The sequence below is a fragment of the Pseudomonas sp. Pc102 genome (genome assembly GCF_018408275.1).
Classification (GTDB): Bacteria; Pseudomonadota; Gammaproteobacteria; order Pseudomonadales; family Pseudomonadaceae; genus Metapseudomonas; species Metapseudomonas tohonis.
The window spans coordinates 1,956,032-1,981,540 of record NZ_AP021905.1 but is presented as its reverse complement, the minus strand read 5'-3'; the positions used below and the strand labels follow the sequence as shown (position 1 = coordinate 1,981,540).

Genomic DNA, 25,509 nt, shown 5'->3' with positions numbered 1-25,509 from the left:
TCAGAGCGCCGGGACTTCGCGCAGCAGCCACTGCACCAGGGCGCCGCCACCGTGGCCGGCCGGGTCGGCCTGTTCACGCAGGCGGTGGCCGACCACCGAGGGCAGCACGGCCTGCACGTCTTCCGGGATCACGTAGTCGCGCCCCGCCAGCAGCGCCCAGGCACGGGCGGCGGCCAGCAACGCAAGGCTGGCCCGTGGCGACAGGCCCCAGGCGAACCGGGTGTGGGAACGGGTCGCCTCCACCAGGCGCAGCACATAGTCCACCAGGGCGTCGCTGACGCGGATCTTCGGCACCTCGGCCTGGATGAGGGCCAGTTCGGCGTGATCCAGCACCGGGTCCAGGCGCGGCAGGATCTCCCGCCGCGCCTCGCCCAGCAGCAACGCCTTCTCCGCCGCGCGGGCCGGGTAGCCCAGCGACAGGCGCATGAGGAAGCGGTCCAGCTGCGACTCCGGCAGGGCGAAGGTGCCGCCCTGGCTCACCGGGTTCTGCGTGGCGATGACGAAGAAGGGCTCGGGCAGCGGCCGGGTCGCCCCCTCGATGGTCACCTGCCCCTCCTCCATGGCTTCGAGCAGCGCACTCTGGCTCTTGGGGGTGGCACGGTTGATCTCGTCGGCCAGCACCAGCTCGGCGAACACCGGGCCGGGGTGGAAGACGAACTGGCCGGTGTCCTTGTCGAACACCGACGTGCCGAGGATGTCGCCGGGCAACAGGTCGGAGGTGAACTGGATGCGCTGGAAGCTCAGCCCCAGCACCCGTGCCAAGGCATGGCTGAGGGTGGTCTTGCCCATGCCGGGCAGGTCTTCGATCAACAGGTGACCGCGGGCCAGCAGGCAGGTCAGCGCCAGGCGCACCTGGGGCTCCTTGCCAAGCACGACCTGGTTCACGGCGTTGAGGCAGGCATCCAGTCTGGTTCGCATCGCAGGCTCCCGAAACAATGGGCCGATGCTACCGGTGGGCACGGGGATGGCAAAGCGCCCTGCAATTTTTGCTGACGAAACCGTGCGCCAGGTCCACCCCGGCGAAACGCTGCGCCAGAGCTGCCGGTACGCCGTCCTGTGGGAGCGAATTTATTCGCGATTGCCAGGCACCCTGCCATTCGCGGTTGAAACCGCTCCCACATCGGCAGCCCCGGGGTCACAAACGGAAATGCCCCGCCATCGCCTGCAGGTCCCGGCCCAGGGAAGCGAGCTGGGTGCTGGAGCTGGCGGTTTCCTCCATGGCCAGCGCGGACTGGTCGGCGATGTCACGGATGCTGGTGACGCTGCGGTTGATCTCCTCGGCCACGGCGCTCTGCTGCTCGGCGGCGGCGGCGATCTGCTGGTTCATCTGGTGGATCACCGACACCGCCTCGGCGATGCCGCTCAGGGCCAGCTCGGTGTGGTTGGCGTCCTGCACCGTCATCTCCACCAGCGTCCCGCTTTCCTGCATGCGCTCGACGGAGCGCCGCACGCCATCGCGCAGGGTGACGACCAGCCGCTCGATCTCGGCGGTGGACTGCTGGGTGCGCTTGGCCAGTGCGCGCACCTCGTCGGCCACCACGGCGAAGCCGCGCCCCTGCTCGCCGGCACGTGCCGCCTCGATGGCGGCGTTGAGGGCCAGCAGGTTGGTCTGCTCGGCCACGCTCTTGATCACGTCCAGCACCGAGCCGATGCTCTGGGTCTCATGGCTCAGTTGCTCGATGCTCTGGGTCGCCGCCTGCATGGCCGTCGCCAGCTGGTTGATCCGCCCCAGGGTCTGGCGCACCACCTCGCTGCCGCTGCTGACCTTGCTGTCCGCGCTCTGCGTCGAGGCGGCGGCCGCTTCGGCGTTGCGCGCCACCTCATGCACCGTGGCGGTCATCTGGCTCATGGCGGTGGCCACCTGGTCGGTCTCCAGCTTCTGGCCGTTGACGCCGACGCGGGTCTGCTCGGTGACCGAGGACAGCGCCTGGGCCGAGGAGGAAATCTGCGCCACCCCGCCCTGCAAGCGCCCGACCATGTCGCGCAGGTTGGCCGACATGCCGCGCATGGCCTCCAGCAACTGGCCCACCTCGTCGCTGCGGTCAACCTCGATCTCGACGCTGAGATCGCCCGCGGATATCTGCCGCGCCACCGCGATCACCCGCTGCAACGGCCGCACGATCAGCAGCGCGATCAGCACCGTGGCCGCCAGGCCGATGAGCAGCGCCAGGGCGCTGGCCGAGAGGATCAGCAGGGAGCTCGCGCGCTGCTGGGCGAGCATCGCCTCCTTCTGCTGCCCGTAGGCCTGGTCGACGGCGCCGACTATCACCTCTGCGGCGCCTACCAGCGCCTGGTACTCCACCTTCTGCTGGCGCAGGTGGCCGGTGTATTCCTTGAGTCGGTCGTTGAACGAATCGATATTGCCGATCACCTCGGTGAGCACTGCGGCGTAGCCCGGGTCCTTCATGCTCTCGCGCAGCTCGCCCGCGAGCTTCTGCGCATCCAGCGCCTCCTGGATGGCGCTCTCGTCGATATCGCCGCTGCTGCGGCTCTGCTCCAAGCGCACGCGGGCCTGGTTCAACGCCAGCAGCAGGGACTGGTAGACACGGCTGATCTCGCCGCCCTGGGCGACCATCTCGGCGCCTTCCGCGCCCTGGGAACTCTTCAGCAGGTCGACACCGTCCTCGTTGAGGCCCGACTGCAGCACGTCGAGGCTGTTGGAGGCACTGACCACCAGCCAGTTGGCCGCCTCCAGGGACAGGCGCATGTTGTCGGTGAGCTCCACATAGCGGTCGAAGGCCGCGCGGTAGGTGGTCACCGCCTGCTCCACCTGCCCAAGCGTCTGCTGGCTGGCGCCACCGAGGTCGGCTCCCAATTCCTGGCCGTGCTCCTGCAACGCCTGGGTCGCCTGGCGCAGCGCCTCGGCCTGCTTGGCATCGCCGGTAAGCGCGTAGTCCTTCTCGATCAGGCGGATGCGCAGCACCTCGCCCCCCAGCGCGTTGGTGCGCTCCAGCAGGGCGGCGCCGTCGGCCACGCTGCGCAGCGCGGAGAAGCCCGTGGCGGCCACGACCGCCGTGAGCAGCAGCACCACGCCGAACCCCAGGGTCAGCTTCTTCGCCGTACCGAGGCTGGCGATACCACGTTGCAGAACCGATGCCATGGGGACTCCTCCTCGCCGGATGGCCGGCCTCGCCTCATAGGCTGCCGGGACAACAGCGTGAACTTAGGAGCGAGACCATGCTGGCGACAAGCCATAACCCTGCCAGGGGGCGGCCGATTGGAGGTTTTAGCTAAGTCGAGGTCGCTTTCAGAGCGAACGCCAGGGAATCGGCGCCAGAATCATCACCCCAGCGCCCGAAGACGGTGCCCGTTCAGCTCGGGCGCACCAGGTTGAAGGTGTCCCGGGTACGCACATAGGCGCTGCCGCCCAGGCGGCCCACCAGGTCCAGCCGGTGCGGGTCGGCGCGTCCCTGCTCGTTGAGCACCGCATCGTCGATATGGGCCAGCAGCACCTCGGCGAAGATCAGGTGGCAGTTGGGGTTCTCGCGCGGGTAGGGCTGCACCTCCACCAGCCGGCACTCGAAGGCCACCGGCGCGCCCTTGACCCGGGGCGGGGCCACGCGCACGGAAGGCTCGCTGGCGATGCCACAGGCCTCGAACTCGCTGACCTCGCTCGGCAGCTGCGCGGAGCTGGCGTTCATCGCATCGGCGAGCGCATGGGACACCAGCTGGATCACCAGCTCACCGGTTTCCTGCACGTTGCGCAGGGTGTCCTTGAGGCTGCCGTCGGCGCGGTTGTTGACGTTCACCATCAGCGTCGGCGGCGCGTCGCTGATCACCTGGAAGAAACTGAAGGGGGCGAGGTTCAGGGTGCCGTCGGCGGCCTGGCTGGAAACCCAGGCGATGGGGCGTGGAGTGACGGTGGACGCCAGCCAGCGATAGGCGTCCAGCGGGCTGAGGGTGGTGAAATCGAGCTGCATCGGGGGCTCCGGGGAAGCGAGAGGGGGATGGGTGGATTATGCCCCGCGCCCTCCCCCGCGTGGAAAGTCGGCGATCGTCTAACAGGCCGCTGAAACATGCAGACGACGCAGCCTGCTAATCCGCCCGCCCGACCACGCGCCGGACCAGCACTGCGGCCAGCAGCGGTGCCAGGGCGAAGCCTGCGAACAGCCAGGCCGCCGCCGACTGGGCGCCGGCCACGCCCCCCGGCACGCTGAGCCCGGAGGCGTTGGCCACCAGGCCGGCGAGCGCCGCGCCGATGGCCATGCCGTAGAGCTGCACCGTGGTGATCGCGGTGGATGCCGCACTCTCCTCGCCACGCGGCGCCAGCTCCAGCACCCGGGTCAGCAGGTGCGGCCAGCCGATGCCCACGCCCGCGCCCACCGCCGCCAGTGCAACGCCCACCAGCAGGGTACGCAGCGCATAAGCCAGCTCCCCCGCCAGCGGAATCAGCACTGCCAGGGCCAGCAGCCCGACCACGCACAGCACCGGCCCGCCGCGCAGCAGGCGCACCGCCCCCGCGCCGTGGCGTCCGGACGACAGCAGCGACCCCAGGCTCCAGCCACCGGCCATGGCCGCCGTCAGGTAGCCCGCCAGCAGCGGCGTCTGGCCGTGCAGCACCTGGAGGAAATAGGGCACGAATATCTCGGTGGTGGTCCCCGCCAGCAGCAAGGCCACGCAGGCATAGACGGCGCCCAGCGCGCTGCCCAGCGAAGCGCCACCGGACGGCAGCAGGCGCACGGTCGCGCGACGATCCCAGCCCAGCGCCAGCGCCCCGAGGGCCAGCCCCACGGCCACGCCGAGGGCTTGCAAGGGCAGCTGCGGCGACAGGCTGCCCGCCGCCACCGCCAGGACCGAGGCGGACAGCAGGCCGATCTGCAGCACCGGGATGCCCGGCAGCGCTTCCGCCTCGGCGTCATCGGTGCGCGGGCGCAACTGGGCCATTACCAGCAGGGCCTGGAACAGGGCCACCGGCAGCAGCGACCAGAAGGCCCAGCGCCAGTGCCCGGCCTCGGCGAACAAGCCCCCCACGGCCGGGCCACAGAGCGTCGCCACGCCCCACATGCCGGACACCAGCGCCACCGCGCGCGGCCACAGCGGCGCTGCGAACACCACGCGGATCAGCGCATAGCTCAGGGCCGCCAGCAGGCCACCGCCCAACCCCTGCACCGCCCGCGCGGCGAGCATCCAGGGCATCGTCTGCGCCGTCGCGCACCCCACCGAACCCAGGGCGAACAACACCAGCGCCGCCAGGCACGCGCCACGCGGCCCGCCGACGGCGAGCAGGCGCGATGCCAGCGCGGCACCGACGATGGAGGCCACCACGAACAGGGTGGTATTCCACGCGTACCAATCCAGCCCGCCGATCTCGCGCACCACCGACGGCAGCACCGTGGTGACGATGTGCACGTTGATCGCGTGCAGGGCGACACCGCCGGTGAGCGCCACCGCCATCAGGCCGTTGCGCCCGCTGAGCAGTTCGCCCCAACTGGCGGTGGGCTGGGAATCGAGGGAGGCAGTGGTGTCCATCAGGCGTCTCTCCAGGTCATTTACACAAGTAATTACTTGGATATTAGGAGCGAGACGGCAGATTAAACAAGATATTTCTTTGATAATACGGATAGGAAAGGGCTATGCGCGATGCCGGCGGGCACTGAGGCGAGGCACGTTCCACTGCGTCCCCGCGTCCTCAGGCCAGTACGCGCCCACAAAAAAGCCGGGGCATGCCCCGGCCCTTGCCACTCCGGCGCCTCAGCGCCCGGCGCGGGACTCGCGGATGTAGAAACGCGCCTTGTCGGCCTTGGCGGTGCAGCCCTCGAAGCGTTCGAACTGCTGCTCGGTCTTGGCCGCGGTGAGCAGGCCCAGCGCCTTGGAGTAGCTGACGGTGCCGGCGAAGCCTTCGGCCTTGGCCAGGTCGAGTTCTCTCCAGGCCGCGTCGAGCTGGGACTCGCAGCTGTCGCGGTAGGCCGTCTTGCCAGCGCAACCGGCGAGCACCAGCACGATCAAGGGCAGGCTGATCCAGGCTTTCATGGGGGTTCTCCTCGGGATGTGAAATGGCCATGAGTCTAATGGTGGTTAAGACGGTACGGAACAGGAAAAATTCCGCCCAGCGCCCTCCAGGCCAGCTTTTCAAGGGACCGTAGCATTCCCGCCACAAGGAGACGCCCATTCACTTGGCCTCGCCCTTCCCCACAGGTATCGTCTGCCCCTTGTGTAGGAAAAGGTGAAGTCATGAGCAAGCGTGTCGCACTGGTCCTCGGCTCCGGCGGGGCCCGGGGTTATGCCCATATCGGCGTGATCCAGGAAATCGAGGCGCGGGGCTACGAGATCGCCTGCATCGCCGGCTGCTCCATGGGCGCGGTGGTCGGGGGCATCTATGCCGCCGGCAAGCTGGACGAATACCGCGAGTGGACCGAGAGCCTGGACTACCTCGATGTGCTGCGCCTGCTCGACGTCAGCTTCCGCCTGGGCGCCATCCGGGGCGAGAAGGTGTTCGGGCGCATCCGCGAGATCGTCGGCGACATCGATATCGAAGACCTGGCCATCCCCTACACCGCCGTCGCCACCGACCTCACCAACCAGCAGGAAATCTGGTTCCAGGAAGGCTGCCTGCACCAGGCCATGCGCGCCTCGGCGGCCATCCCCAGCCTGTTCACCCCGGTGATGCAGGGCTCGCGCATGCTGGTGGACGGCGGCCTGCTCAACCCGCTGCCCATCGTGCCGGTGGTCTCCAGCCACTGCGACCTGATCATCGCCGTCAACCTCAACTCCACCAACCAGAAGCAGTACCAGCTGCCGGTGATCGAACGACCGCCGGCCTTCAAGGGCCGCATCGACCAGATGATGAGTTCCCTCGGCGAGCGCCTGCCCTTCCGCAAGCGCGGCGTCGAAGAGGAACTGCTGCTCGAAGGCGCCACCGCGCCCATCGCCAATCCCTGGGTCGAGGACGCTGCTGCACCCGGCGCCCAGCAACCGGCCGCGGCGCCGCAGAAGGAAGGCGCGCCGAGCTCGGCCAGCGGCTCGCAGGTGGTCGCCAGCGTCGGCCCGGCCTCGCTGCTGGACCTGGTGAACCAGAGCTTCGAGGTGATGCAGACGTCGCTGGCGCAGTACAAGATCGCCGGCTACCCGCCGGACGTCCTGATCAACGTGCCCAAGCGCGTGTGCCGCTTCTTCGAGTTCTACAAGGCGCCGGAGCTGATCCAGCTGGGCCGCCAGATCGCCCGCGACACCCTGGAGAAGTACGAGCAGGACTGAGTCAGAAGATCGACCAGTCGATACGCTCGGAGAGCTTCTCCAGCGCCGCCATGCCCGCCACCGAGTTGCCGGACGCATTGAGCTCCGGCGACCACACGCAGACGGTGAAGCGCCCCGGCACCACCGCGACTATGCCGCCCCCCACCCCGCTCTTGCCGGGCAGCCCGACCCGGTAGGCGAAGTTGCCGGCCTCGTCGTACAGGCCGCTGGTGGCCATCAGCGCGTTGACCTGCTTGGTCTGCCGACCGCTCAGCACCGCCTCGCCGCTGTGCGGGCTCACCCCCTCGTTGGCCAGGAAGCTGAAGGCCAGGGCCAGGTCCGCGCAGCTCATGCGCAACGCGCAGTGGTGGAAGTAACTGCGCAGCACGGCCTCGACATCGTTGTGGAAGTTGCCGAACGACTGCATCAGGTAGGCCGCCGCCGCATTGCGCGCGCGGTGCTGGTACTCCGAGCGCGCCACCACCTCGTCCGCCACCACGTCGCGGTTGGCGCTCAGGCGCCGCACGAAATCACGCATCGACAGCGCCGGTGCGGCGAAACGCGACTGGTTGATGTCGCAGATCACCAAGGCCCCGGCGTTGATGAAGGGGTTGCGCGGCACGCCGCGCTCGAACTCCAGCTGCACCAGGGAATTGAACGGCTGTCCCGACGGCTCGTGGCCCAGGCGCTGCCAGATATCCTCGCCCGAATGCTGGATCGCCTGCACCAGGCTGAAGACCTTGGAAATACTCTGGATGGAAAACGGCGTGCGCCCGTCACCGGCGCAATAGAGCTGGCCCTCATTGCTGTACACCGCAATGCCCAGCTGGTTCGCCGTCACCCCGGCCAATGCCGGGATGTAGCTGGCCACCTTGCCCTGCCCGATCAGCGGGCGGACTTCATCGAGGATCTCGTCGAGCAGTTGTTGCATGTCTTCCTTCCGGCAACGAATGGCGCCAGGCGCCTGGATTAAGCGCTAGACGACGGATTCGGGTCGCGCAACACAGCGGGGGAAGTACCACGCGCAAAAAGCGGGCACGGGACGACAATTCGCCGGGTGGGCGCCAGCGTAGTGCCGCCCAATCGAGAATGAATTGGCTCTGTCTGCGTTAGCTGTTGTGGACTCAACGAAAAGGCTCAAGAACGGTTCTTTCAGGACGATTCTGGATTCCTGACACACTCACCGCATCGGTTTCGCTTCGCTCTACACCATCCTACGAAAGCCACCAGCAGCTGCGTTCATCCGGTGGTGATGCGCACATCAATGTGAAGTCGTGAGCCTCTACGTTGGAGCAGCCGCCAAACGCCCCTTTCAGGAGGCCGAGCGCAATCGTCGTTTCAGGGGTTGAGCGACATGGATGTCGCGAGAGCCGCGATGGGCCAGGGATGGCCCTTCGCGGCGTACCCCTGAAACGATGATGGAGCGAGGGGAGTCTGGCGGAGCCAGACCCGTATGCAGGGGCAAGCCTCTTTGGTTTCTTTCTTGGCGACTGAAGAAAGAAACTCGCCCGGCAAGGCGAAACAGAAGCCATCAGCAAGACTCGGCAATCAACCGAGCTCCAAATCCCCTGCAACACTTAACGCAGACAGAGCGAATGAATTCGCTCCCACGGAAGAGGCGACTGAAGTCGCCCCTACGACAGTCGCCGACCTACGAGGAAGTCGTACGGCTAGCCCTCGCGCAGGCGGTAGCCGACCCCGGCCTCGGTGACGATGAAGCGCGGCTCGGTCGGGTCGTCGCCGAGCTTCAGCCGCAGGTGGCCGACCACCACCCGCAGGTAGTGGGTGTCCTCGACATGGGTCGGGCCCCAGATGTCCTTGAGCAGCTGCTGCTGGGTCACCACCCGCCCCAGGTGCCGCGCCAGCTGGGCGAGCACAGCGTATTCCTTGCGGGTCAGCGCCACCTCGGCGCCATCGAGGGTCACCCGGCGGTAGGCGAAGTCGACGCTCAGCGGGCCGCTTTCGACCACCGCCTCCTGCTGCTCGCCACCACCGGCCTGGCGCAGCAGCACCCGTACGCGGGCGAGGAACTCCTGCACGCTGAAGGGCTTGGTCACGTAGTCGTTGGCGCCGCCGTCCAGGGCCAGCACCTTCTCGCCTTCGCTGGCGCGCACGGAAAGCACCAGCACCGGCACCGCCGACCACTCGCGCAGCTCCGCCAGTACCGTCTTGCCGTCCATGTCCGGCAAGCCCAGGTCGAGCACCACCAGGTCCGGCCGCGCCAGGGCCGCCTGGGCCAGGCCTTCGGTGCCGTTGGCGGCTTCCAGCACCTTGTAGCCCTGGGCGGTGAGGCTGATGCGCAGGAACTTGCGGATCTGCGCCTCGTCGTCGATCACCAGGAGGGTTGGTTGGTTGGTCGTCATCTTGTCCTTCGAAATCCGTTGGCTACCGAATCGTGTTGGGGCGAATTCATTCGCCCAGGGCGGCAACGCCGCACCGGGTCGCACGCGGCGGTCCTGCGGCCCGCATGGCGAATGAATCCGCTCCTACAGCGGGCCATCACCCGCCTCCTCCTCCAGCACCGGCTGCGGATGCAGCGGCAGGTGCAGGGTGAGCGTGGTGCCCTTGCCGTCCAGCCCCTCGCCCACCGTCACGCGGCCACCGTGGGCGCCGACCATGCCCTGGCAGATGGCCAGGCCCAGCCCGGTGCCCTGCCCGCCCCGGTCGCCACGGGCAGCGGTGTAGAACATGTCGAAGATCTTCTCCCGCTCGGCGGCCGGGATGCCGGGCCCCTGGTCGCTGACGGCGAAGCGCAGCTCCTCGGAGTCGGCCGTCACCGCCACGCGCAGGCGGCCCTGGCTCGGCGAGAAGCGCGCGGCGTTCTCCAGCACGTTGACCAGCGCCTGCTCGATCAGTGCGGCGTGCACGTAGAGCAGCGGCAGTTCGGCGGGCAGCACGGTCTCCACCTTCAGCGGCGCCAGCACCGGGCGCAGGCGCTGCAGGGCGCTGGCGACGATGTCCACCGGCGCCACCCAGTCGCGGGCCAGCTTGAGGCCGCCGTGGCCGAGGCGGGTCATGTCCAGCAGGTTCTGGATGTAGCGGTCGAGGCGCTCGGCCTCATCGCGGGTGCCTTCCAGCAGCTCGCGGCGGTCCTCCAGGGGGATCGCCTCGCCGAGCGCCAGCAGGCTGTCGATGGAGCCGCGCATGGCGGTCAGCGGCGTGCGCAGGTCGTGGGAAACGGAGGCCAGCAGCGCGCTGCGCAGCTGTTCGGTCTCGCCATGCAGGCGTGCGGCCTCCAGGTCTTCGGCCAGCTGCGCGCGCGCCAGCGCCTGGGCCAGGGGCTGGCCGAGCGCCGACAGCAATCGGCGGCGCTCGGCGGGCAGCGGTGCACCGTCGCGCGGGCTGACCCCGAGCAACGCCAGCGGCCCCTCCTCGCCGGACAGCGGCAACCACCACCAGCGGCCGCTGGGCAGGGTGCCGGTGCCGAGCCCGGCCACCTGGTCGTGCTGCCAGGACCACTCCGCCGCCGCGCGCTCCTGGTCCGCCAGCAGGCGCTGCACGCCGGCCTCGACCTTCCACACGCCATCACGGCTGCGCGCCAGCAGGCACACCTCGACGTCGGTCCAGGGGATGAACTGCTGGGCCGCGACGCTGAGCACGGCCTGGCGGTCGGTGGCGGCGGTGAGCTTGCGCGAGAGGTCGAGCAGCGCGGTGGTTTCCGTCTGGGTGGCGCGCAGGGCCTGCAGCTGGCGGCGCTGGCGCGAGGCCAGGTTGCCGGTGAGGCCGGCCATCAGCAGGAAGAACAGCAGGGTCAGCACGTCTTCCTGGCGGGCGATGGTCAGGGAGAAGGTCGGTGGGATGAACAGGAAGTCGTAGGCCAGGAACGACACACCGGCGCAGAGCAGCGCCGGGCCCAGGCTGCTGCGCACCGCCACCAGCAGCACGGCGGCGAGGAACACCAGGGAGATGTTCGGCAGCGCCAGCACCTGGTAGGCGCCCCAGGCCAGGGCGCTGGCGGCCAGCGCGGCGCCGAGGGCCAGGCCGTAGTCGCCCAGGGGCACCGGGTGGCGCGACCGGGCACTGGCGGGGCGCGCGTCGGCGTCGGTGTCCAGCACGCTGATCTCCAGTCCCTCGGCCTGGCGCAGCAGGCGCTCCGCCACCCCACGCCCGAGCCAGCGACGGCGCAGGCGCTGCCGGCTGCGGCCCACCAGCAGGAGGCTGGCACGGCGCTCGTTGGCGTGTTCGATCAGGGTGCTGGCCACGCCTTCGGCGCGCAGGGTCACCACTTCGCCCCCCAGGCGTTCGGCCAGTTGCTGGGCCGCCTGCAGGCGCGTGCGGGCCTCTTCGCTTTGCGTGCCGCCGGTGTCCACGTGCACCAGGCTCCAGGGCAGGTGGCGGCGCTCGGCCACGCGGCAGGCGTGGCGCACCAGGCGCTCGGCCTGCTCGCTGCCGTCCACGCCCACCAGCAGGCGGCCACGCACCGTCGGCGCCTCCTGGCCCTGCAGGCGATAGCGGCGGTTGAGATCGGCATCGACCCGCGCGGCGGCGGTCTGCATGGCCAGTTCGCGCAGGGCGGTGAGGTTGGTCTGGGAGAAGAAGGCGTCGATGGCCGCACGGGCCTGCTCGGGCACGTAGACCTTGCCCTCGCGCAGGCGCTCCAGCAACTCGCGCGGCGGCAGGTCGATGAGGAGGATCTCGTCGGACTCCTGCAGCACCCAGTCCGGCAGGGTCTCGCGCACCTGCACGCCGGTGATGTCGAGCACCTGGTCGTTGAGCGCTTCCAGGTGCTGGACGTTGACCGTGGTGTAGACGTCGATGCCGGCCGCGAGCAGTTCCTGCACGTCCTGCCAGCGCTTGGCGTGGCGGCTGCCGGGGGCGTTGCTGTGGGCCAGTTCGTCCACCAGCACCAGCTTCGGCGGCGCGGCGAGGATGCCGTCCAGGTCCATCTCGGTCAGCGGCACGCCCCGGTATTCGAGGCGCCGCAGCGGCTGCTGGGGCAGCCCGGCGAGCATCGCCTCGGTCTCGGCGCGGCCGTGGGTCTCGACCACGCCGACACGCAGGTCGACGCCCTGGCGCAACTGCGCCTGGGCCGCCTGCAGCATGGCGAAGGTCTTGCCCACGCCCGGCGCGGCACCGAGGAAGACCTTCAGCCGGCCGCGCCCTTCGCGCGGCAGGTCGGCCAACAACGCATCGGCACGGCCGGCATCACTCATTCAGGCATCTCGTTCAGTCGCAGGTTGAGGGCGAATACGTTGACCACCGCCGGCCCGATCAGCGGGCGCTCGGCCTGCTGTTCCACCAGGCGCTCCAGGGTCGCGGCGGGAATGCCCCGCGCCTCGGCGATCCGCGGGATCTGGTAGCGCGCGGCGGCCAGCGGCAGGTGTGGGTCGAGGCCGCTGCCGGAGGTGGTGACCAGGGCCATGGGCACCGGGCCCTGCCCCAGCGCGCCCAGCTCGGTGGCGTCCTTGGCGATGCGCTCGACCAGCGCCGGGTTGCTAGGGGCCAGGTTGCTGGCACCGCTGGCGACTGTGGCATAGCCACCGGCCGAGGGGCGGGGCTGGAACCACTGGGCCCCCTCCACCTGCTGCGCCAGCAGCAGGCTGCCGCGTGCATCGCCCTTGGCGTCGCGCACCAGGCTGCCGTTGGCCTGCGCCGGGAAGGCCAGTTGCGCGACGGCGGTGACGGACAGCGGGTAGGCGACGCCGGTTATCAGGGTCATCAGGGCCAGCAGGCTCAGGGCGGGACGGAGTTGCGTAAGCATATTCAGTTCCTCGGATTAAGTCCCCTCTCCGTGGAGAGGGGGAAAGGCATCAGACCAGGTGCAGGGCGGTGAGCAGGATGTCGATCAGCTTGATGCCGATGAAGGGCGCCACCAGCCCGCCCAGGCCGTAGATCAGCAGGTTGCGGCGCAGCAGGCTGGCGGCGTCGGCGGCTTGCACGCGCACCCCGCGCAGGGCCAGGGGGATCAGCGCGATGATGATCAGCGCGTTGAACACGATGGCCGAGAGGATGGCGCTCTGCGGGCTGTGCAGCTGCATCAGGTTGAGCACGCCCAGCTGCGGGTAGATGCCGGCGAACAGGGCCGGGAGGATGGCGAAGTACTTGGCCACGTCGTTGGCCACCGAGAAGGTGGTCAGCGCACCCCGGGTCACCAGCAGCTCCTTGCCCACCTGCACCACGTCCAGCAGCTTGGTCGGGTCGGAGTCCAGGTCCACCAGGTTGGCGGCCTCGCGGGCGGCCTGGGTGCCGTCGTTCATCGCCAGGCCGACGTCGGCCTGGGCCAGCGCCGGCGCATCGTTGGCGCCGTCGCCGCACATGGCGACCATCTTGCCCTCGCCCTGCTCCTGGCGGATGCGCGCCAGCTTCTTCTCCGGCGTGGCCTCGGCGATCACGTCGTCCACCCCCGCCTCGGCGGCGATGGCGGCAGCGGTCAGCGGGTTGTCGCCGGTGACCATCACGGTGCGGATGCCCATCTGCCGCAGCTCGGCGAAGCGCTCGCGGATGCCGGGCTTGACCACGTCCTTGAGGTGGATGCCACCCAGCAGCCTGCCATCGGCGGCCACCAGCAGCGGGGTGCCGCCGCTCTGGGCGATCTTGTCGACCTCGCGGGACAGCTGCTCGGGCATCTCGGCGCGGCTCATGCCGACCCAGGCCAGCACCGCGTCCACCGCACCCTTGCGGTAGCTGTGGCCGTTCCAGTCCACCCCGGAGAGGCGGGTCTCGGCACTGAAGGCGATGGCGGTGACCTCGTCGCGTGCCGGCTCGACCATGGCGCTGAGGGCGCGCAGGTACTCGACGATGGATTTGCCTTCCGGCGTGTCGTCGGCCAGCGATGCCAGCAGCGCGGCGTCGGACAGCTCCTTGCCGCTCACGCCCGGGGCCTTGACCAGTGCGCTGCAGCGGCGGTTGCCGAAGGTGATGGTGCCGGTCTTGTCCAGCAGCAGCACGTGCACGTCACCCGCCGCCTCCACGGCGCGGCCGGACTTGGCGATGACGTTGAGGCGCACCAGGCGGTCCATGCCGGCGATGCCGATGGCCGAGAGCAGGCCGCCGATGGTGGTGGGGATCAGGGTCACCAGCAGCGCCACCAGGTACACCAGCGGCAGGTCGCCACCGGCGAAGCGGGCGAAGGGCTGCAGGGTGGCGACCACCAGCAGGAAGATCAGCGTCAGGCCGATCAGCAGGATGTCCAGCGCCACCTCGTTGGGGGTCTTCTGGCGCTTGGCGCCCTCCACCAGGGCGATCATCCGGTCTAGGGTCGACTCGCCCGGGTTGGCGGTGATCTTCACCAGCAGCCAGTCGGAGACCACGCGGGTATTGCCAGTGACCGCCGAGCGGTCGCCGCCGGACTCGCGGATCACGGGTGCGGATTCGCCGGTGATGGCGGCCTCGTTGACGGCAGCGATGCCTTCGACCACCTCGCCGTCGCCGGGAATCAGCTCGCCGGCCTCGACGCGTACCAGGTCACCACGACGCAGGCTGCTGGCGGCCACCGTCTCGAACTGCCCGGAGGCAGCACGACGGCGGGCGCTGAGGCCCTGACTACCGGCCTTGAGGCTGTCGGCGCGGGCCTTGCCACGGCCTTCGGCGAGGGCCTCGGCGAAGTTGGCGAAGAGCACGGTGAACCACAGCCACAGGGCGATCTGCACCGCCAGGCCGGTGGACACCGCCGGGTTGGGGATCAAGCACAGCACCGTGGTGACCACGGCGGTCAGTTCCACCACCAGCATCACCGGCGAGCGCTTGAGCTGGCGCGGGTCGAGCTTGGCGAAGGCCTGCACCAGCGCCGGCTTCCACAGCGCGGCGATGGCTGTACGGGGTTGTTGCTGCTTGGCGCCATTCTTCGGCGCCTGGATAGGGGCGTTCATGCGGGTCTCCCTTAAAGGCCGATCAGCGCGAGGTGTTCGGCAATCGGCCCCAGGGCCAATGCCGGGAGGAAGGTCAGGCCACCGACCAGGAGGATGGTCAGGGTCAGCAGGGTGACGAACAGCGGGCCGTGGGTGGGGAAGCTGTTGCCGCCCACCGGCGCGCGCTGCTTGGCCGCCAGGCTGCCGGCGATGGCCAGCACCGGGAGGATGTAGCCGAACCGACCGAGGAGCATGGCCAGGCCGATCATGATGTTGTGGAACGGCGTGTTGGCGCCGAAGCCGGCGAAGGCCGAGCCGTTGTTGGCGGTGCCCGAGGTGTAGGCATACAGCGCCTGGCTGAAACCGTGGGCGCCGGGGTTGGTGATGGAGGCCGCCGGGCCCGGCAGGCTCACCGCCAGGGCGCAGAACACCAGCACGCCCACCGGCATCACCAGCAGGGTCGCCACCAGCAGGCGCACCTCGCGGGCCTCCAGCTTCTTGCCGAGGTATTCAGGGGTGCGGCCGATCATGAGGCCGGCGAGGAACACCGCGATCAGCACGAACAGCAGCATGCCGTAGAGGCCCGCGCCGACGCCGCCGAAGATCACCTCGCCAAGCATCATGTTGAACATCGGGATCATCCCGCCGATGGCGCTGAAGCTGTCGTGCATCGAGTTCACCGAGCCGTTGGACGCGGCCGTGGTGGTCACCGCCCAGAGTGCCGAGGCGGTGATGCCGAGGCGGCTCTCCTTGCCCTCCAGGGAACCGGACTGCTCGATGGGCAGCGCGGCCAGGGCCGGATTGGGCTGGTACTCGCTGTACAGGGTCACGCCCAGGCCGATGACGAAGAGGATCAGCATGGTCGCCAGCAGCGCGCGGCTCTGGCGCAGGTCCTTGACGTAGTGGCCGAAGGTGAACACCAGGGCGGCGGGGATCAGGATGATCGACGCCACTTCCAGCAGGTTGCTCCACGCGCTGGGGTTCTCGAACGGGTGCGCGGAGTTGACGCCGAAGAAGCCGCCCCCGTTGGTGCCGAGCTGCTTGATGGCGATCTGGCTGGCCGCCGGGCCGAGCGGGACCACCTGGTCGGTGCCGGCCAGGGTGTGGACGCTGACATAGTCGAGCAAGGTCTGCGGCACGCCCTGCCAGACCAGGAACAGCGCCAGCAGCAGGCACAGCGGCAGCAGCGCATAGAGCGTGCCGCGGGTCAGGTCGACCCAGAAGTTGCCGAGCTTGTCGCTGCTGCGCCGGCTGATGCCGCGCGCCAGGGCTACCAGCACGCAGAGGCCGACGGCGGCGCTGACGAAGTTCTGCACGCCCAGGCCGACCATCTGGCTGAAGTAGCTGAGGCTCGCCTCGCCGCTGTAGGCCTGCCAGTTGGTGTTGCTGACGAAGCTCACGGCGGTGTTGAAGGCCAGGGTCCATTCCAGGCCCGGCAGCTTCTGCGGGTTGAGCGGGAGCATGCCCTGCAGCATGAGGATGGTGAACAGCAGTGCCAGGCCGGCGGCGTTGAACAGCAGCAGCGCGAGGGTGTAGGTCTTCCAGTCCTGCTCGCTGTGCGGGTCGACCCCGGCGATGCGGTAGCAGAGGCGCTCGACGGGGGCGAAGAGCGGCGTGAGGAAGGTGCGCTCACCCTCCATCGCGCGATGGATGAAACGGCCGAGGAAGGGCGCTGGCACCAGCACCAGCACGAAGAAGGCCAGAATCAGCCCGTAGTCCTGTACTTGCATGACGCCCCCTAGCTGCGTTCGGCGCGCAGCAGCGCAACCAGCAAGTAGATGAAAAGCCCCGTGGCCATCGCCAGGGACAACCCGTCGAGAATGCTCATGACTGTCGCTCCGATATGCGGACTGCGCCGCTTTGGAGGAATTCTCGGCATCAGGGGCGTAAAGGGACGAGACGGGGACCCGGGGCGGGGCATAAAGAAAGCGTAAAGAACGCGGGACAAGGCTTGGGGTTGAGGGGCGGAGGGAAAGCATCGCGAATGAATTCGCTCCCACGAAGGAGAGCCACGTGAATCAAATTGTGATGCAAACAAGGATTCTGCAGAGCGAACAAAGTCGTTGGAGCAGCCGCCAAATGCCCCTTTCAGGAGGCCGAGCGCAATCGTCGTTTCAGGGGTTGAGCGACATGGATGTCGCGAGAGGCGCGATGGGCCAGGGATGGCCCTTCGCGCCGTGCCCCCTGGACGACGCTTGCGGCGAACGCACTTCAGTGCGGCCCGAAGGGCGAGCGCAGCGAGTAACGATGATGGAGCGAGGGAAGTCTGGCGGAGCCAGCCCCGTATGCAGGGGCATGTATGGATCAACCACATGGGTAACAAATGAGTTCAGTCACATGGGTGACACTTTCAAGGATAGATAACCCTCCTGCTGTTCTCGCTCATCCAGACGGCCAATTACAACTGGGCCGAAATGCACAGCCCAGAGTTCTTCACCAATCTGCTCCAATCCAATCTGTTCGTGCTTGAGGAGGTGCCCTACGTAGATACGTAATCCCCTTCGATTGAGGATGCCGTTGCAATCTGCCCGATAGACTTCGACATGGCCCGGATACGTCAGCTCCGGCAACTGTTCTGGATAAGCACGTGGCGACTCCTGATAGCACTGGCTGGGTGTCTGCTGCTTCAGGGCCTCATGAGGTCTCTGCTGGTTGTAGTCCTGAATGAACTCATCGAAGCGCTGTTGTTGCTCTGCCATGTGCGCCGCCACAGGCTGGGTGACTGCTCGTTTCAAGGTCCGGTGCATGCGCTCATGCCGCCCATTTTGCTCAGGCCGCCCTGGGGCAATGCGCTCCGGAATGATGCCCAGACGTAACCACCAGATCGACAGCTGAGTCAAACCAGTTCTGCCCGTACTGGCAAACGGTGTTCCGTTGTCGGTCCGCAGTCGCAGCGGCAGCCCATGACAACGAAACAGCCGCTCAAAGACTGCCTTGGTCTCCTCCAGTCGTGTCCCTGCCATTCCTTCACAGGCAAGGAGGTATCGGCTGGCGTGATCCATAACCGTCAGGGGGTAGCACCACTTACCGTCCTGGGTCAGAAACTGGCCTTTGTAATCCGCGCTCCAGAGCTCATTGGGCTCATGGGTCGTCTTCAGCGGTTTTGGATAGCTCGGTACCCGGCGGCGGACTCGGCGTGGAGTAACGAGCCCCTCTTGCTTGAGGATCATGTAGATCGTGGTTCTGGAGGGGCTCTGGCCCGGGTATCGCCTTTCGACCAGTGCTTGGATCTTCTTGGGCCCTAGCTCAACTGTCGAGCGGCGACGTAAGTCGAGGATGTACTGACGGATGACGTAGGGAATTCGCTCCTGGTGGTGCCGTTGCCGGCTCTGCTCGGCAAGCCCTTGCATCCCGGCTTGTCTGTAGCGCTCGACCCACTTGTAACCCGTCTTGCGGCTAATGCCGAAGTGCTCGCAAAGCCCAGTAAAGCTGCTCACCTGCCTGAGGTAATCAGCAATGAACAGTACTTTTTCGTCCATAGGTTTCAGCTCTCGCCAAGGCATGGGGCACCCTCCTGAGGGAACCCCGCCAGGTTAAAAACTGTTACCCATGTGGTTGAACCGATTTGTCACCTATGTGGGTGAGTCATACCGGCAAGCCTTTTTGGTTTCTTTTTTGGCGACTGAAAAAAGAGACTCGCCCGGGAGGGCGAAACAGAAAGTCTCAACAGAACTCGGCAATCAGCTGAGCTCAAGTCCTCCAGCAACGCATAACGCAAATAGAGTTCACACCGAAAAGAGCGGGCGAATGAATTCGCCCCTACAGGGGTTGGCGCAGATCGCCGGGTGTCCCGCCATCTGCCGTTCACACAACCGTCACACTGGCCTAGACCAGTGCACCGAAACGATTGGTTACATCCCTCCTGCGCACCATTGCGAGTCACGAACGGCGGCGATCAGGTGGCGAAGCATCCCGCAAACGACGTTTCACGGGTCTTTGCGACGCCATTCGGGGACCTGGCATGGGCACTGCAAACACAGCCTCGTCTGCGTTCATTCCATCCATGGAGGCTTTATGACCCTGCAACTCAAGCCGACCCTCGGCACCCTGCACCTTTGGGGCATCGCCGTCGGCCTGGTGATTTCCGGCGAATACTTCGGCTGGAGCTACGGCTGGGGCGTGGCGGGCACCCTCGGGTTCCTGGTGACCGCGCTGATCGTCGCGGCCATGTACACCTGCTTCATCTTCAGCTTCACCGAGCTGACCACCGCCATCCCCCACGCCGGCGGCCCCTTCGCCTACAGCCGTCGCGCCTTCGGCGAGAAAGGCGGGCTGGTGGCCGGCCTCGCCACCCTGATCGAATTCGTCTTCGCCCCGCCGGCCATCGCCATGGCCATCGGCGCCTACCTCAACGTGCAGTTCCCGGGGCTCGATCCCAAGCACGCGGCGGTCGGCGCCTACTTCGTATTCATGACCCTGAACATCCTCGGCGTCAGCATCGCCGCCACCTTCGAACTGGTGGTCACCGTGCTCGCCGTGGCCGAGCTGCTGGTGTTCATGGGCGTGGTGGCACCGGGCTTCAGCTTCAGCAATTTCGTGCTCAATGGCTGGGCCGGCAGCAATGAATTCGGTGGCGCGGCCATCTCCGGCATCTTCGCCGCCATTCCCTTCGCCATCTGGTTCTTCCTCGCCATCGAGGGCGCGGCCATGGCCGCCGAGGAAGCCAAGGACCCGAAACGCACCATTCCCAAGGCCTATATCGCCGGCATCCTCACCCTGGTGAGCCTGGCCATGGGCGTGATGATCTTCGCCGGCGGCGTGGGCGACTGGACCCAGCTGTCGAACATCAACGACCCGCTGCCCCAGGCCATGAAGGCCGTGGTCGGCGAGAACTCCGGCTGGCTGCACATGCTGGTGTGGATCGGCCTGTTCGGCCTGGTGGCGAGCTTCCACGGCATCATCCTCGGCTACTCCCGCCAGTTCTTCGCCCTCGCCCGCGCCGGCTACCTGCCACGTGGCCTGGCCAAGCTGTCGCGCTTCCAGACCCCGCACCGCGCCATCATCGCCGGTGGCCTGGTGGGCATCGCGGCGATCTACAGCGACGGCCTGATCAACCTGCAGGGCATGAGCCTGACCGCCGCGATGATCACCATGAGCGTGTTCGGCGCCATCGTGATGTACATCATGAGCATGCTCAGCCTGTTCAAGCTGCGCAAAAGCGAGCCGAACCTGGAGCGCACCTTCCGCGCGCCGGGCTACCCCGTCGTCCCGGCCATCGCCCTGGTGCTGGCAGTGGTCTGCCTGGTGGCCATGGCCTGGTTCAACACCACCATCGGCCTGATCTTCCTCGGCTTCATGGCGGTCGGTTTCGTCTGGTTCCAGTTCACCGCCCACCACCGCGCCAGCGCGCCGGCCGATGCGCTGCTGACAGGTGATGCCGCCTGACAAAGCCTCTATGCTGAACCCGCGAGGCCCGGTCCGCCGGGCCTCGTCTTTTCTGCCCCGTTGCAACCGCCGGAGGCCGTGATGCCTTACCAGACCACAGTCGGCGCCCAGGTCTACCGCTTCGCCGATCTCAAGACCCTGCTGGCCAAGGCCAGTCCCGCCCGCTCGGGTGACTACCTGGCGGGGGTCGCCGCCGCCACCTATGAAGAACGCATGGCCGCCAAGCTGGCCCTGGCCGAGGTGCCGCTCAAGCGCTTCCTCGACGAGGCGCTGATCCCCTACGAGGAGGACGAGGTCACCCGGCTGATCATCGACCGCCACGACCGCGCCGCCTTCGCCCCCATCAGCCACCTGACCGTGGGCGACCTGCGCGACTGGCTGCTGCTCGACAGCACCGACTCCGCCACCCTGGAGGCCGTGCGCTGGGGCATCACCCCGGAGATGGCCGCTGCGGTGAGCAAGCTGATGCGCAACCAGGACCTGATCCTGGTGGCGAAGAAATGCCGCGTGGTCACCCGCTTCCGCAACACCATCGGCCTGCCGGGCCACCTCTCGGTGCGCCTGCAACCCAACCACCCCACGGACGACGTGCGCGGCATCGCCGCGAGCATGCTCGACGGCCTGCTCTACGGCTCGGGGGATGCGGTGGTGGGCATCAACCCGGCCAGTGATTCGCTGCCGACGCTGATGCGCCTGTGGCAGATGATGGACGAGGTGCGCGAGCACTTCGCCATTCCCATGCAGAGCTGCGTGCTCACCCACGTCACCACGCAGATCCAGGCCATCGAGGCCGGCGCGCCCATCGACCTGGTGTTCCAGTCCATCGCCGGCACCGAGAAGACCAATTCGAGCTTCGGCGTGTCCCTGGCCATCCTCAGGGAAGCCCACGAAGCGGCGCTTTCGCTGGGGCGCGGCAGCCTGGGCGACAACGTCATGTACTTCGAGACCGGCCAGGGCAGCGCGCTCTCCGCCGGCGGCCACCACGGCGTCGACCAGCAGACCTGCGAAGTGCGCGCCTATGCCGTGGCCCGGGAGTTCCGCCCGCTGCTGACCAACACCGTGGTCGGCTTCATCGGCCCGGAATACCTCTACGACGGCAAGCAGATCATCCGCGCCGGGCTGGAGGACCACTTCTGCGCCAAGCTCCTCGGCGTACCGATGGGCTGCGACGTCTGCTACACCAACCACGCCGAAGCCGACCAGGACGACATGGACACCCTGCTGACCCTGCTGGGGGCAGCGGGCATCACCTTCATCATGGGCATCCCCGGTGCCGACGACATCATGCTCAACTACCAGAGCACCTCCTTCCACGACGCCCTCTACCTGCGTTCCGTGCTGGGCCTGAAGCGCGCGCCGGAGTACGAGGAGTGGCTGCTGCGCATGGCCATCACCGAGCCCTCCGGGCGCCTGCGCGACATCGGCAAGGGCCACGCCCTGCTCAAGGACCTGCCACGATTGGGAGCCGCCTGATGAAACTGGTGCAACACAACCCCTGGGACGAACTCCGCGCCCACACCTCCGCACGCATCGCGCTCGGTCGCGTCGGCTCCAGCCTGCCCACCGCCGAGGTGCTGCGCTTCGGCCTGGCCCACGCCCAGGCCCGCGACGCGGTGCACCACCCGCTGGATTTCGCCACCCTCGATGCGCAGCTCAAGGCCGCCGGCTTCCGCACCCTGCAGGTGCGCAGTGACGCCGAGGATCGCCAGGCCTACCTGCTGCGCCCGGATCGCGGCCGTCGCCTGCATGATGACTGCCAGGCCCGCCTGCTGGCCGAGGCACCGGCACCGGAGCTGGCGGTGGTGATCGCCGACGGGCTCTCCTCCATCGCCGTGCAGCGCCACGCCCTGCCCTTGCTGGAAGCCTTCCGCGAACGCTTTTCCACCGACTGGGCCAATACCCCGGTGGTGCTGGCCGAGCAGGGCCGGGTGGCCATCGGCGACGGCATAGGCCAAGCGCTGCGGGCGCAGCTGGTGGCGGTGCTGATCGGCGAGCGGCCGGGCCTCACCTCGCCGGACAGCCTGGGCCTGTACCTGACCTTCCAGCCTCGCGTCGGGCGCATGGACAGCGAGCGCAACTGCATCTCCAACGTGCGCCCGGAGGGGCTGCCCTATGCCCTGGCGGCGATCAAGCTCGACTACCTGGCGCGCGAGGCGCTGCGGCTTCAGTTGTCGGGCGTGAGCCTGAAGGACGACAGCAATTTGCAGCCGGTAGCGCAGCTGGATTGAGGCCTGCCCGGCCCGCGTCGCTCGATCGGGGGAACGGTGCGCGTACCATCTTTCCCGGTGCGCGCAGCACAGCCTACAAGTGCCATGCGCGCCAACTCGCAGTCCTGCGGCTTTCTGTAGGGACGACTTCAGTCGCCAAGCGGTGCGCAGCGCCGCCACCCTTGTAGGAGCGAATTCATTCGCGATCGGCCGTGCAGGTGATCACCGCTCGCCATGGGCAAATGTGAAGGGAACGCGGCAAGCGCAGCGCGTTCGAATTACAGTAGCGGCCCCACCTCGAAGGAGATTCCCATGCCCTGGTACGCCTGGCTGATCCTGATTCTCGCCATCGGCTCCATAGTCGGCGGCCTGATGATGCTGCGCGATACGGCGAAGAAACTGCCCCTGACCGAGGAGCAGCTCAAGCGCATCCATGAACGCAATGCCGAGATGGATGCCAAGGAAGCCAAGGAGCGCTGACACCCGACCGCCCGGCGGTTACAGTGCGGCACCGCTACAAGGAGGTGCCATGCCGCTCCATCTGCAGATCCTGCTTCCGCTCTTCACCCTCGCCCTGGGCCATGGCTTCGGGCAGGTGTCCCATACCGGCCTGGCCTGCGGGCTGGCCTATGCCTTCTGGGTCCTCGCCGCGCCGAAAATCCCGGCGCGCCTGTGGTTCCCCGTCACCCTGCTGGGCAGCATCGCCTTCGCCGCGCACCTGGTCCCCGGGTTCTCGCCCTTGCCGCTGGCCGAGCCGCTGCGCCTCAGTGCCGACGCGCCGCTCTACGCACTGCGCCTGTCCTGGGACAAGACGCTGGTGGGCATGACGCTGCTGGCCTGGTGGCTGGGCCGCCCGCCGCAGATGGCCGCCCGCTGGCGCGCCACGGCGCTGACAGCGGTGGCCACGCTGCTGGCGGTGCCGGTGCTGGCCCTGGGGCTTGGCCTGGTGGACTGGATGCCGAAATGGCCGGAGCTGGTGTGGCGCTGGCTGCCGGTCAACCTGCTGGCGGTGGTGCTGGCGGAGGAGCTGCTGTTCCGCGCTCTGCTGCAGAGCGCGCTGGTGTCACGCCTGGGCGCGTGGGCGGGGGTGGCGATCACCGCCCTGCTGTTCGGCGCGGTGCACCTGCCGTTCAGCCCGCTGTTCGCCGCCGTGGCGGCCGTGGCAGGCCTGGGTTACGGGCTGGCCTTCCACTTCAGCGGGCGACTGGGGGTGGCGATCGCGCTGCACCTGGCGGTCAATCTCTGCCACCTGGCAATGCTGAGCTATCCAGTGAAGCTGGGCTGACCTGGATCTGGTAGCGCCCGAAGATGCGTTCCAGGTCGCCCTTGGCCCGCAATTGCTCCAGCAGCGCAGTGAAGCGTTCGGGGCTGATCGGCGCGCCGGGGCGCAGCAGTGCGTAGTGACGGTAATGCTGGTCGACACGGGTGGACACCAGGAACTGCCCGGCCTGATCGGCGTTCTTCTCCAGGTACATGCCCAGATAGGAACGAGTGACCAGGGCGATGTCCGCCCTGCCCCGCAGCACCATCAGCAGGTTGCTGTCGTGGGAATAGGTCATCAGTGCGTTGAATTCGCGGGTCAGGTACTCGGGGTCGGCGTCGAAGCCGGCGAAGCCGTAGTGATAGCCGCTGTAGAGCGCCAGGCGCTTGTCCGCCAGGGTGCGGAAGTACTCCTGGTCACGGGAGCCCCGTCGTTGGGCGACGAACACCTCCGCATCCTCCAGGCCCATGTCGATGCGCGACCCGGGGATGTCCTGCCAGCCCCAGTCGGGGTTCTCGAACACCGCCATGTCGATGCGACCGGCCTGGAAGTCACGAAAGCGCCGGGGGATGGCCGTCGGCAGCATGACGAACTCGAACTCGTCCTGTTCGCGGTTGAGCGCCGCCAGCAACTCCGGCAGCAGGCCGGTGGCCTCGGCGGACTCGGGCTTGATCACATAGGGGGGAAAGTGCGCACCGCCGACCCGCACCAGGTCGGCCGCCTGGGCGCTGCCGCAGGCGGCCACAAACAGCACGGCCAGCAGTGCATGGCGGAAAGAATCCATATATCCCCATCTCGCCCATCCGTAGCGAAGGCCTGCCTGGCAGGCTGATGCAAAAGCCATGGTGTCCCCGATATTCGCGCCGCTCGTTCATCGTCGGTCGTTTTTCTTGAACGTCAGCTGGTACTTGGCCAGCAGCCGTTGGAATGCCTCGTCGTCCTGCAGGTTCTGGAGCAAATCGGCCAGCTCATCGCGGGTGATCGGCGCATCCGGACGCAGCATCGCGTACAGATGGTATTCCTGATCGATCCGACGGGAAACCAGCAGGTTGTCGCGCAGCGCCGGCTCCCTGGCGAACAACAGATCCAGGAACGAGCGCGTGACCACGGCTATATCGGCACGACCGTGCAAAACCATTAGCAGATTGCTGTCGTGGGAGTAGGTCAGCGTGGCGGAGAAGCGTTTGAAGAGGTATTCGGGGTCGGCATTGAAGCCGGCGAAACCGTAGTGATACCCGTTGTAGAGCGCCAGGCGCTTGCCGGCCAGTTGGTCGAAAAAATCCTGCCCGCGCCCGGCCTGCTTGCGTGCGACGTAGACCTCGGCGTCGGAGGTGCGCATGTCGACGCCTTCGTAGCGCACGCCGCTCCAGCCCCAATCCGGGTCCTCGAACAGCATCAGGTCATAGCGGCCCTGCTCCAGGTCGCGGTAACGGCGCGCGGCCGAAGTGGGCACGATACTGAAGTGGAAACGCCCCTGGAGCCGGTTGAGCTGCGCCACCAGGTCGGGAACCAGGCCCTGCCCCTGCTCTTCGGGCTTTATCAGGTAAGGCGGGAAATGGTAGCCGCCGACCAGTATTTCCCGGGGCCGAGCCGCTGACGCGCTGGTGCAGGAAAGGCACAACGCAAGCAGCAGAAAACCCGAAAAAACAAGCCGAACGGCAGACATCGAAGCCCCGAAGAAGAGGAAACCCGCACG

The 25,509-nt window shown here is 67.6% G+C and carries 21 protein-coding genes; 6 read left to right on the top strand and 15 right to left on the bottom strand.

What is annotated here, in order from left to right:
• The 5 genes from PHLH3_RS09250 to PHLH3_RS09230 all read right to left on the bottom strand — a co-directional run bounded on the left by PHLH3_RS09250 (position 1) and on the right by PHLH3_RS09230 (position 5,970).
• Positions 1-918 (bottom strand): AAA family ATPase, encoded by a 918-nt coding sequence (locus PHLH3_RS09250; RefSeq protein WP_173173935.1) that lies wholly within the window; start codon positions 916-918, stop codon positions 1-3.
• A gap of 217 nt (positions 919-1,135) precedes the next feature.
• Positions 1,136-3,100 carry a methyl-accepting chemotaxis protein gene (locus tag PHLH3_RS09245; protein WP_213628989.1) on the bottom strand — a complete coding sequence of 655 codons (1,965 nt, stop codon included), beginning with the start codon at positions 3,098-3,100 and terminating at the stop codon, positions 1,136-1,138.
• 211 nt (positions 3,101-3,311) lie between these two features.
• Entirely contained in the window at positions 3,312-3,920 is a 609-nt protein-coding gene (locus PHLH3_RS09240; RefSeq protein ID WP_173173931.1) for a flavin reductase family protein, read from the bottom strand.
• A 115-nt stretch (positions 3,921-4,035) separates the two neighbouring features.
• Positions 4,036-5,469, bottom strand: a complete 1,434-nt coding sequence (locus PHLH3_RS09235; RefSeq protein ID WP_213628988.1) for an MFS transporter — start codon at positions 5,467-5,469, stop codon at positions 4,036-4,038.
• A 222-nt stretch (positions 5,470-5,691) separates the two neighbouring features.
• Positions 5,692-5,970 carry a hypothetical protein gene (locus PHLH3_RS09230; RefSeq protein ID WP_213628987.1) on the bottom strand — a complete coding sequence of 93 codons (279 nt, stop codon included), beginning with the start codon at positions 5,968-5,970 and terminating at the stop codon, positions 5,692-5,694.
• Positions 5,971-6,171: 201 nt separating this feature from the next.
• Between PHLH3_RS09230 and PHLH3_RS09225 the strand changes: the two genes are divergently transcribed.
• Positions 6,172-7,194 (top strand): patatin-like phospholipase family protein, encoded by a 1,023-nt coding sequence (locus PHLH3_RS09225; RefSeq protein ID WP_213628986.1) that lies wholly within the window; start codon positions 6,172-6,174, stop codon positions 7,192-7,194.
• A gap of 1 nt (position 7,195) precedes the next feature.
• On the opposite strand, the gene glsB is transcribed toward PHLH3_RS09225, so the two are convergent.
• The 8 genes from glsB to PHLH3_RS09185 form a co-directional block, all read right to left on the bottom strand.
• Positions 7,196-8,104, bottom strand: a complete 909-nt coding sequence (gene glsB, locus PHLH3_RS09220) for a glutaminase B (RefSeq protein WP_213628985.1) — start codon at positions 8,102-8,104, stop codon at positions 7,196-7,198.
• Between the two features lie 739 nt (positions 8,105-8,843).
• Positions 8,844-9,536 (bottom strand): response regulator, encoded by a 693-nt coding sequence (locus PHLH3_RS09215; protein ID WP_213628984.1) that lies wholly within the window; start codon positions 9,534-9,536, stop codon positions 8,844-8,846.
• Between the two features lie 123 nt (positions 9,537-9,659).
• Positions 9,660-12,326: a sensor histidine kinase KdpD gene (locus PHLH3_RS09210; protein ID WP_213628983.1), complete on the bottom strand. Its 2,667-nt coding sequence runs from the start codon at positions 12,324-12,326 to the stop codon at positions 9,660-9,662.
• Positions 12,323-12,874 carry a potassium-transporting ATPase subunit KdpC gene (kdpC, locus tag PHLH3_RS09205; RefSeq protein ID WP_213628982.1) on the bottom strand — a complete coding sequence of 184 codons (552 nt, stop codon included), beginning with the start codon at positions 12,872-12,874 and terminating at the stop codon, positions 12,323-12,325. Before kdpC ends, PHLH3_RS09210 begins: the two co-directional genes overlap by 4 nt.
• A gap of 49 nt (positions 12,875-12,923) precedes the next feature.
• Positions 12,924-14,981, bottom strand: coding sequence for a potassium-transporting ATPase subunit KdpB (gene kdpB / locus PHLH3_RS09200; protein WP_213628981.1), 2,058 nt, complete (start codon positions 14,979-14,981; stop codon positions 12,924-12,926).
• 11 nt (positions 14,982-14,992) lie between these two features.
• Positions 14,993-16,690, bottom strand: a complete 1,698-nt coding sequence (gene kdpA / locus PHLH3_RS09195) for a potassium-transporting ATPase subunit KdpA (RefSeq protein WP_213628980.1) — start codon at positions 16,688-16,690, stop codon at positions 14,993-14,995.
• A gap of 8 nt (positions 16,691-16,698) precedes the next feature.
• Positions 16,699-16,788, bottom strand: coding sequence for a K(+)-transporting ATPase subunit F (locus PHLH3_RS09190; protein WP_021220384.1), 90 nt, complete (start codon positions 16,786-16,788; stop codon positions 16,699-16,701).
• Positions 16,789-17,293: 505 nt separating this feature from the next.
• Positions 17,294-18,463, bottom strand: a complete 1,170-nt coding sequence (locus PHLH3_RS09185; RefSeq protein WP_213625044.1) for an integrase core domain-containing protein — start codon at positions 18,461-18,463, stop codon at positions 17,294-17,296.
• Positions 18,464-18,974: 511 nt separating this feature from the next.
• Between PHLH3_RS09185 and eat the strand changes: the two genes are divergently transcribed.
• The 5 genes from eat to PHLH3_RS09160 all read left to right on the top strand — a co-directional run bounded on the left by eat (position 18,975) and on the right by PHLH3_RS09160 (position 23,837).
• Complete coding sequence (eat, locus tag PHLH3_RS09180; RefSeq protein WP_213628979.1) at positions 18,975-20,345, top strand: ethanolamine permease; 1,371 nt, start codon at positions 18,975-18,977, stop codon at positions 20,343-20,345.
• Between the two features lie 81 nt (positions 20,346-20,426).
• Positions 20,427-21,818: an ethanolamine ammonia-lyase subunit EutB gene (locus PHLH3_RS09175; RefSeq protein WP_213628978.1), complete on the top strand. Its 1,392-nt coding sequence runs from the start codon at positions 20,427-20,429 to the stop codon at positions 21,816-21,818.
• Positions 21,818-22,573: an ethanolamine ammonia-lyase subunit EutC gene (gene eutC, locus PHLH3_RS09170; protein WP_213628977.1), complete on the top strand. Its 756-nt coding sequence runs from the start codon at positions 21,818-21,820 to the stop codon at positions 22,571-22,573. Before PHLH3_RS09175 ends, eutC begins: the two co-directional genes overlap by 1 nt.
• Positions 22,574-22,864: 291 nt before the next feature.
• The gene (locus tag PHLH3_RS09165) at positions 22,865-23,032 is read left to right on the top strand and encodes a DUF2897 family protein (RefSeq protein WP_111262384.1); all 168 of its coding nucleotides are present in this window, start codon (positions 22,865-22,867) and stop codon (positions 23,030-23,032) included.
• 49 nt (positions 23,033-23,081) lie between these two features.
• Positions 23,082-23,837 (top strand): CPBP family intramembrane glutamic endopeptidase, encoded by a 756-nt coding sequence (locus tag PHLH3_RS09160; RefSeq protein ID WP_213628976.1) that lies wholly within the window; start codon positions 23,082-23,084, stop codon positions 23,835-23,837.
• Here the strand turns inward: PHLH3_RS09160 and PHLH3_RS09155 are convergent.
• Both PHLH3_RS09155 and PHLH3_RS09150 read right to left on the bottom strand, forming a co-directional pair.
• The gene (locus tag PHLH3_RS09155; RefSeq protein WP_213628975.1) at positions 23,788-24,597 is read right to left on the bottom strand and encodes an amino acid ABC transporter substrate-binding protein; all 810 of its coding nucleotides are present in this window, start codon (positions 24,595-24,597) and stop codon (positions 23,788-23,790) included. The genes PHLH3_RS09160 and PHLH3_RS09155 overlap by 50 nt on opposite strands.
• Before the next feature lie 87 nt (positions 24,598-24,684).
• On the bottom strand, positions 24,685-25,479 hold the full coding sequence (locus PHLH3_RS09150) for a transporter substrate-binding domain-containing protein (protein ID WP_213628974.1): 795 nt from the start codon (positions 25,477-25,479) through the stop codon (positions 24,685-24,687).
• Between the last annotated feature and the right edge of the window lie 30 nt (positions 25,480-25,509).

Bases quoted from the DNA above. Each gene is read 5' to 3' on its own strand.
- PHLH3_RS09250 (WP_173173935.1), bottom strand. From the start codon at position 918: ATGCGAACCAGACTGGATGCCTGCCTCAACGCCGTGAACCAGGTCGTG.
- PHLH3_RS09245 (WP_213628989.1), bottom strand. From the start codon at position 3,100: ATGGCATCGGTTCTGCAACGTGGTATCGCCAGCCTCGGTACGGCGAAG.
- PHLH3_RS09240 (WP_173173931.1), bottom strand. From the start codon at position 3,920: ATGCAGCTCGATTTCACCACCCTCAGCCCGCTGGACGCCTATCGCTGG.
- PHLH3_RS09235 (WP_213628988.1), bottom strand. From the start codon at position 5,469: ATGGACACCACTGCCTCCCTCGATTCCCAGCCCACCGCCAGTTGGGGC.
- PHLH3_RS09230 (WP_213628987.1), bottom strand. From the start codon at position 5,970: ATGAAAGCCTGGATCAGCCTGCCCTTGATCGTGCTGGTGCTCGCCGGT.
- PHLH3_RS09225 (WP_213628986.1), top strand. From the start codon at position 6,172: ATGAGCAAGCGTGTCGCACTGGTCCTCGGCTCCGGCGGGGCCCGGGGT.
- glsB (WP_213628985.1), bottom strand. From the start codon at position 8,104: ATGCAACAACTGCTCGACGAGATCCTCGATGAAGTCCGCCCGCTGATC.
- PHLH3_RS09215 (WP_213628984.1), bottom strand. From the start codon at position 9,536: ATGACGACCAACCAACCAACCCTCCTGGTGATCGACGACGAGGCGCAG.
- PHLH3_RS09210 (WP_213628983.1), bottom strand. From the start codon at position 12,326: ATGAGTGATGCCGGCCGTGCCGATGCGTTGTTGGCCGACCTGCCGCGC.
- kdpC (WP_213628982.1), bottom strand. From the start codon at position 12,874: ATGCTTACGCAACTCCGTCCCGCCCTGAGCCTGCTGGCCCTGATGACC.
- kdpB (WP_213628981.1), bottom strand. From the start codon at position 14,981: ATGAACGCCCCTATCCAGGCGCCGAAGAATGGCGCCAAGCAGCAACAA.
- kdpA (WP_213628980.1), bottom strand. From the start codon at position 16,690: ATGCAAGTACAGGACTACGGGCTGATTCTGGCCTTCTTCGTGCTGGTG.
- PHLH3_RS09190 (WP_021220384.1), bottom strand. From the start codon at position 16,788: ATGAGCATTCTCGACGGGTTGTCCCTGGCGATGGCCACGGGGCTTTTC.
- PHLH3_RS09185 (WP_213625044.1), bottom strand. From the start codon at position 18,463: ATGCCTTGGCGAGAGCTGAAACCTATGGACGAAAAAGTACTGTTCATT.
- eat (WP_213628979.1), top strand. From the start codon at position 18,975: ATGACCCTGCAACTCAAGCCGACCCTCGGCACCCTGCACCTTTGGGGC.
- PHLH3_RS09175 (WP_213628978.1), top strand. From the start codon at position 20,427: ATGCCTTACCAGACCACAGTCGGCGCCCAGGTCTACCGCTTCGCCGAT.
- eutC (WP_213628977.1), top strand. From the start codon at position 21,818: ATGAAACTGGTGCAACACAACCCCTGGGACGAACTCCGCGCCCACACC.
- PHLH3_RS09165 (WP_111262384.1), top strand. From the start codon at position 22,865: ATGCCCTGGTACGCCTGGCTGATCCTGATTCTCGCCATCGGCTCCATA.
- PHLH3_RS09160 (WP_213628976.1), top strand. From the start codon at position 23,082: ATGCCGCTCCATCTGCAGATCCTGCTTCCGCTCTTCACCCTCGCCCTG.
- PHLH3_RS09155 (WP_213628975.1), bottom strand. From the start codon at position 24,597: ATGGATTCTTTCCGCCATGCACTGCTGGCCGTGCTGTTTGTGGCCGCC.
- PHLH3_RS09150 (WP_213628974.1), bottom strand. From the start codon at position 25,479: ATGTCTGCCGTTCGGCTTGTTTTTTCGGGTTTTCTGCTGCTTGCGTTG.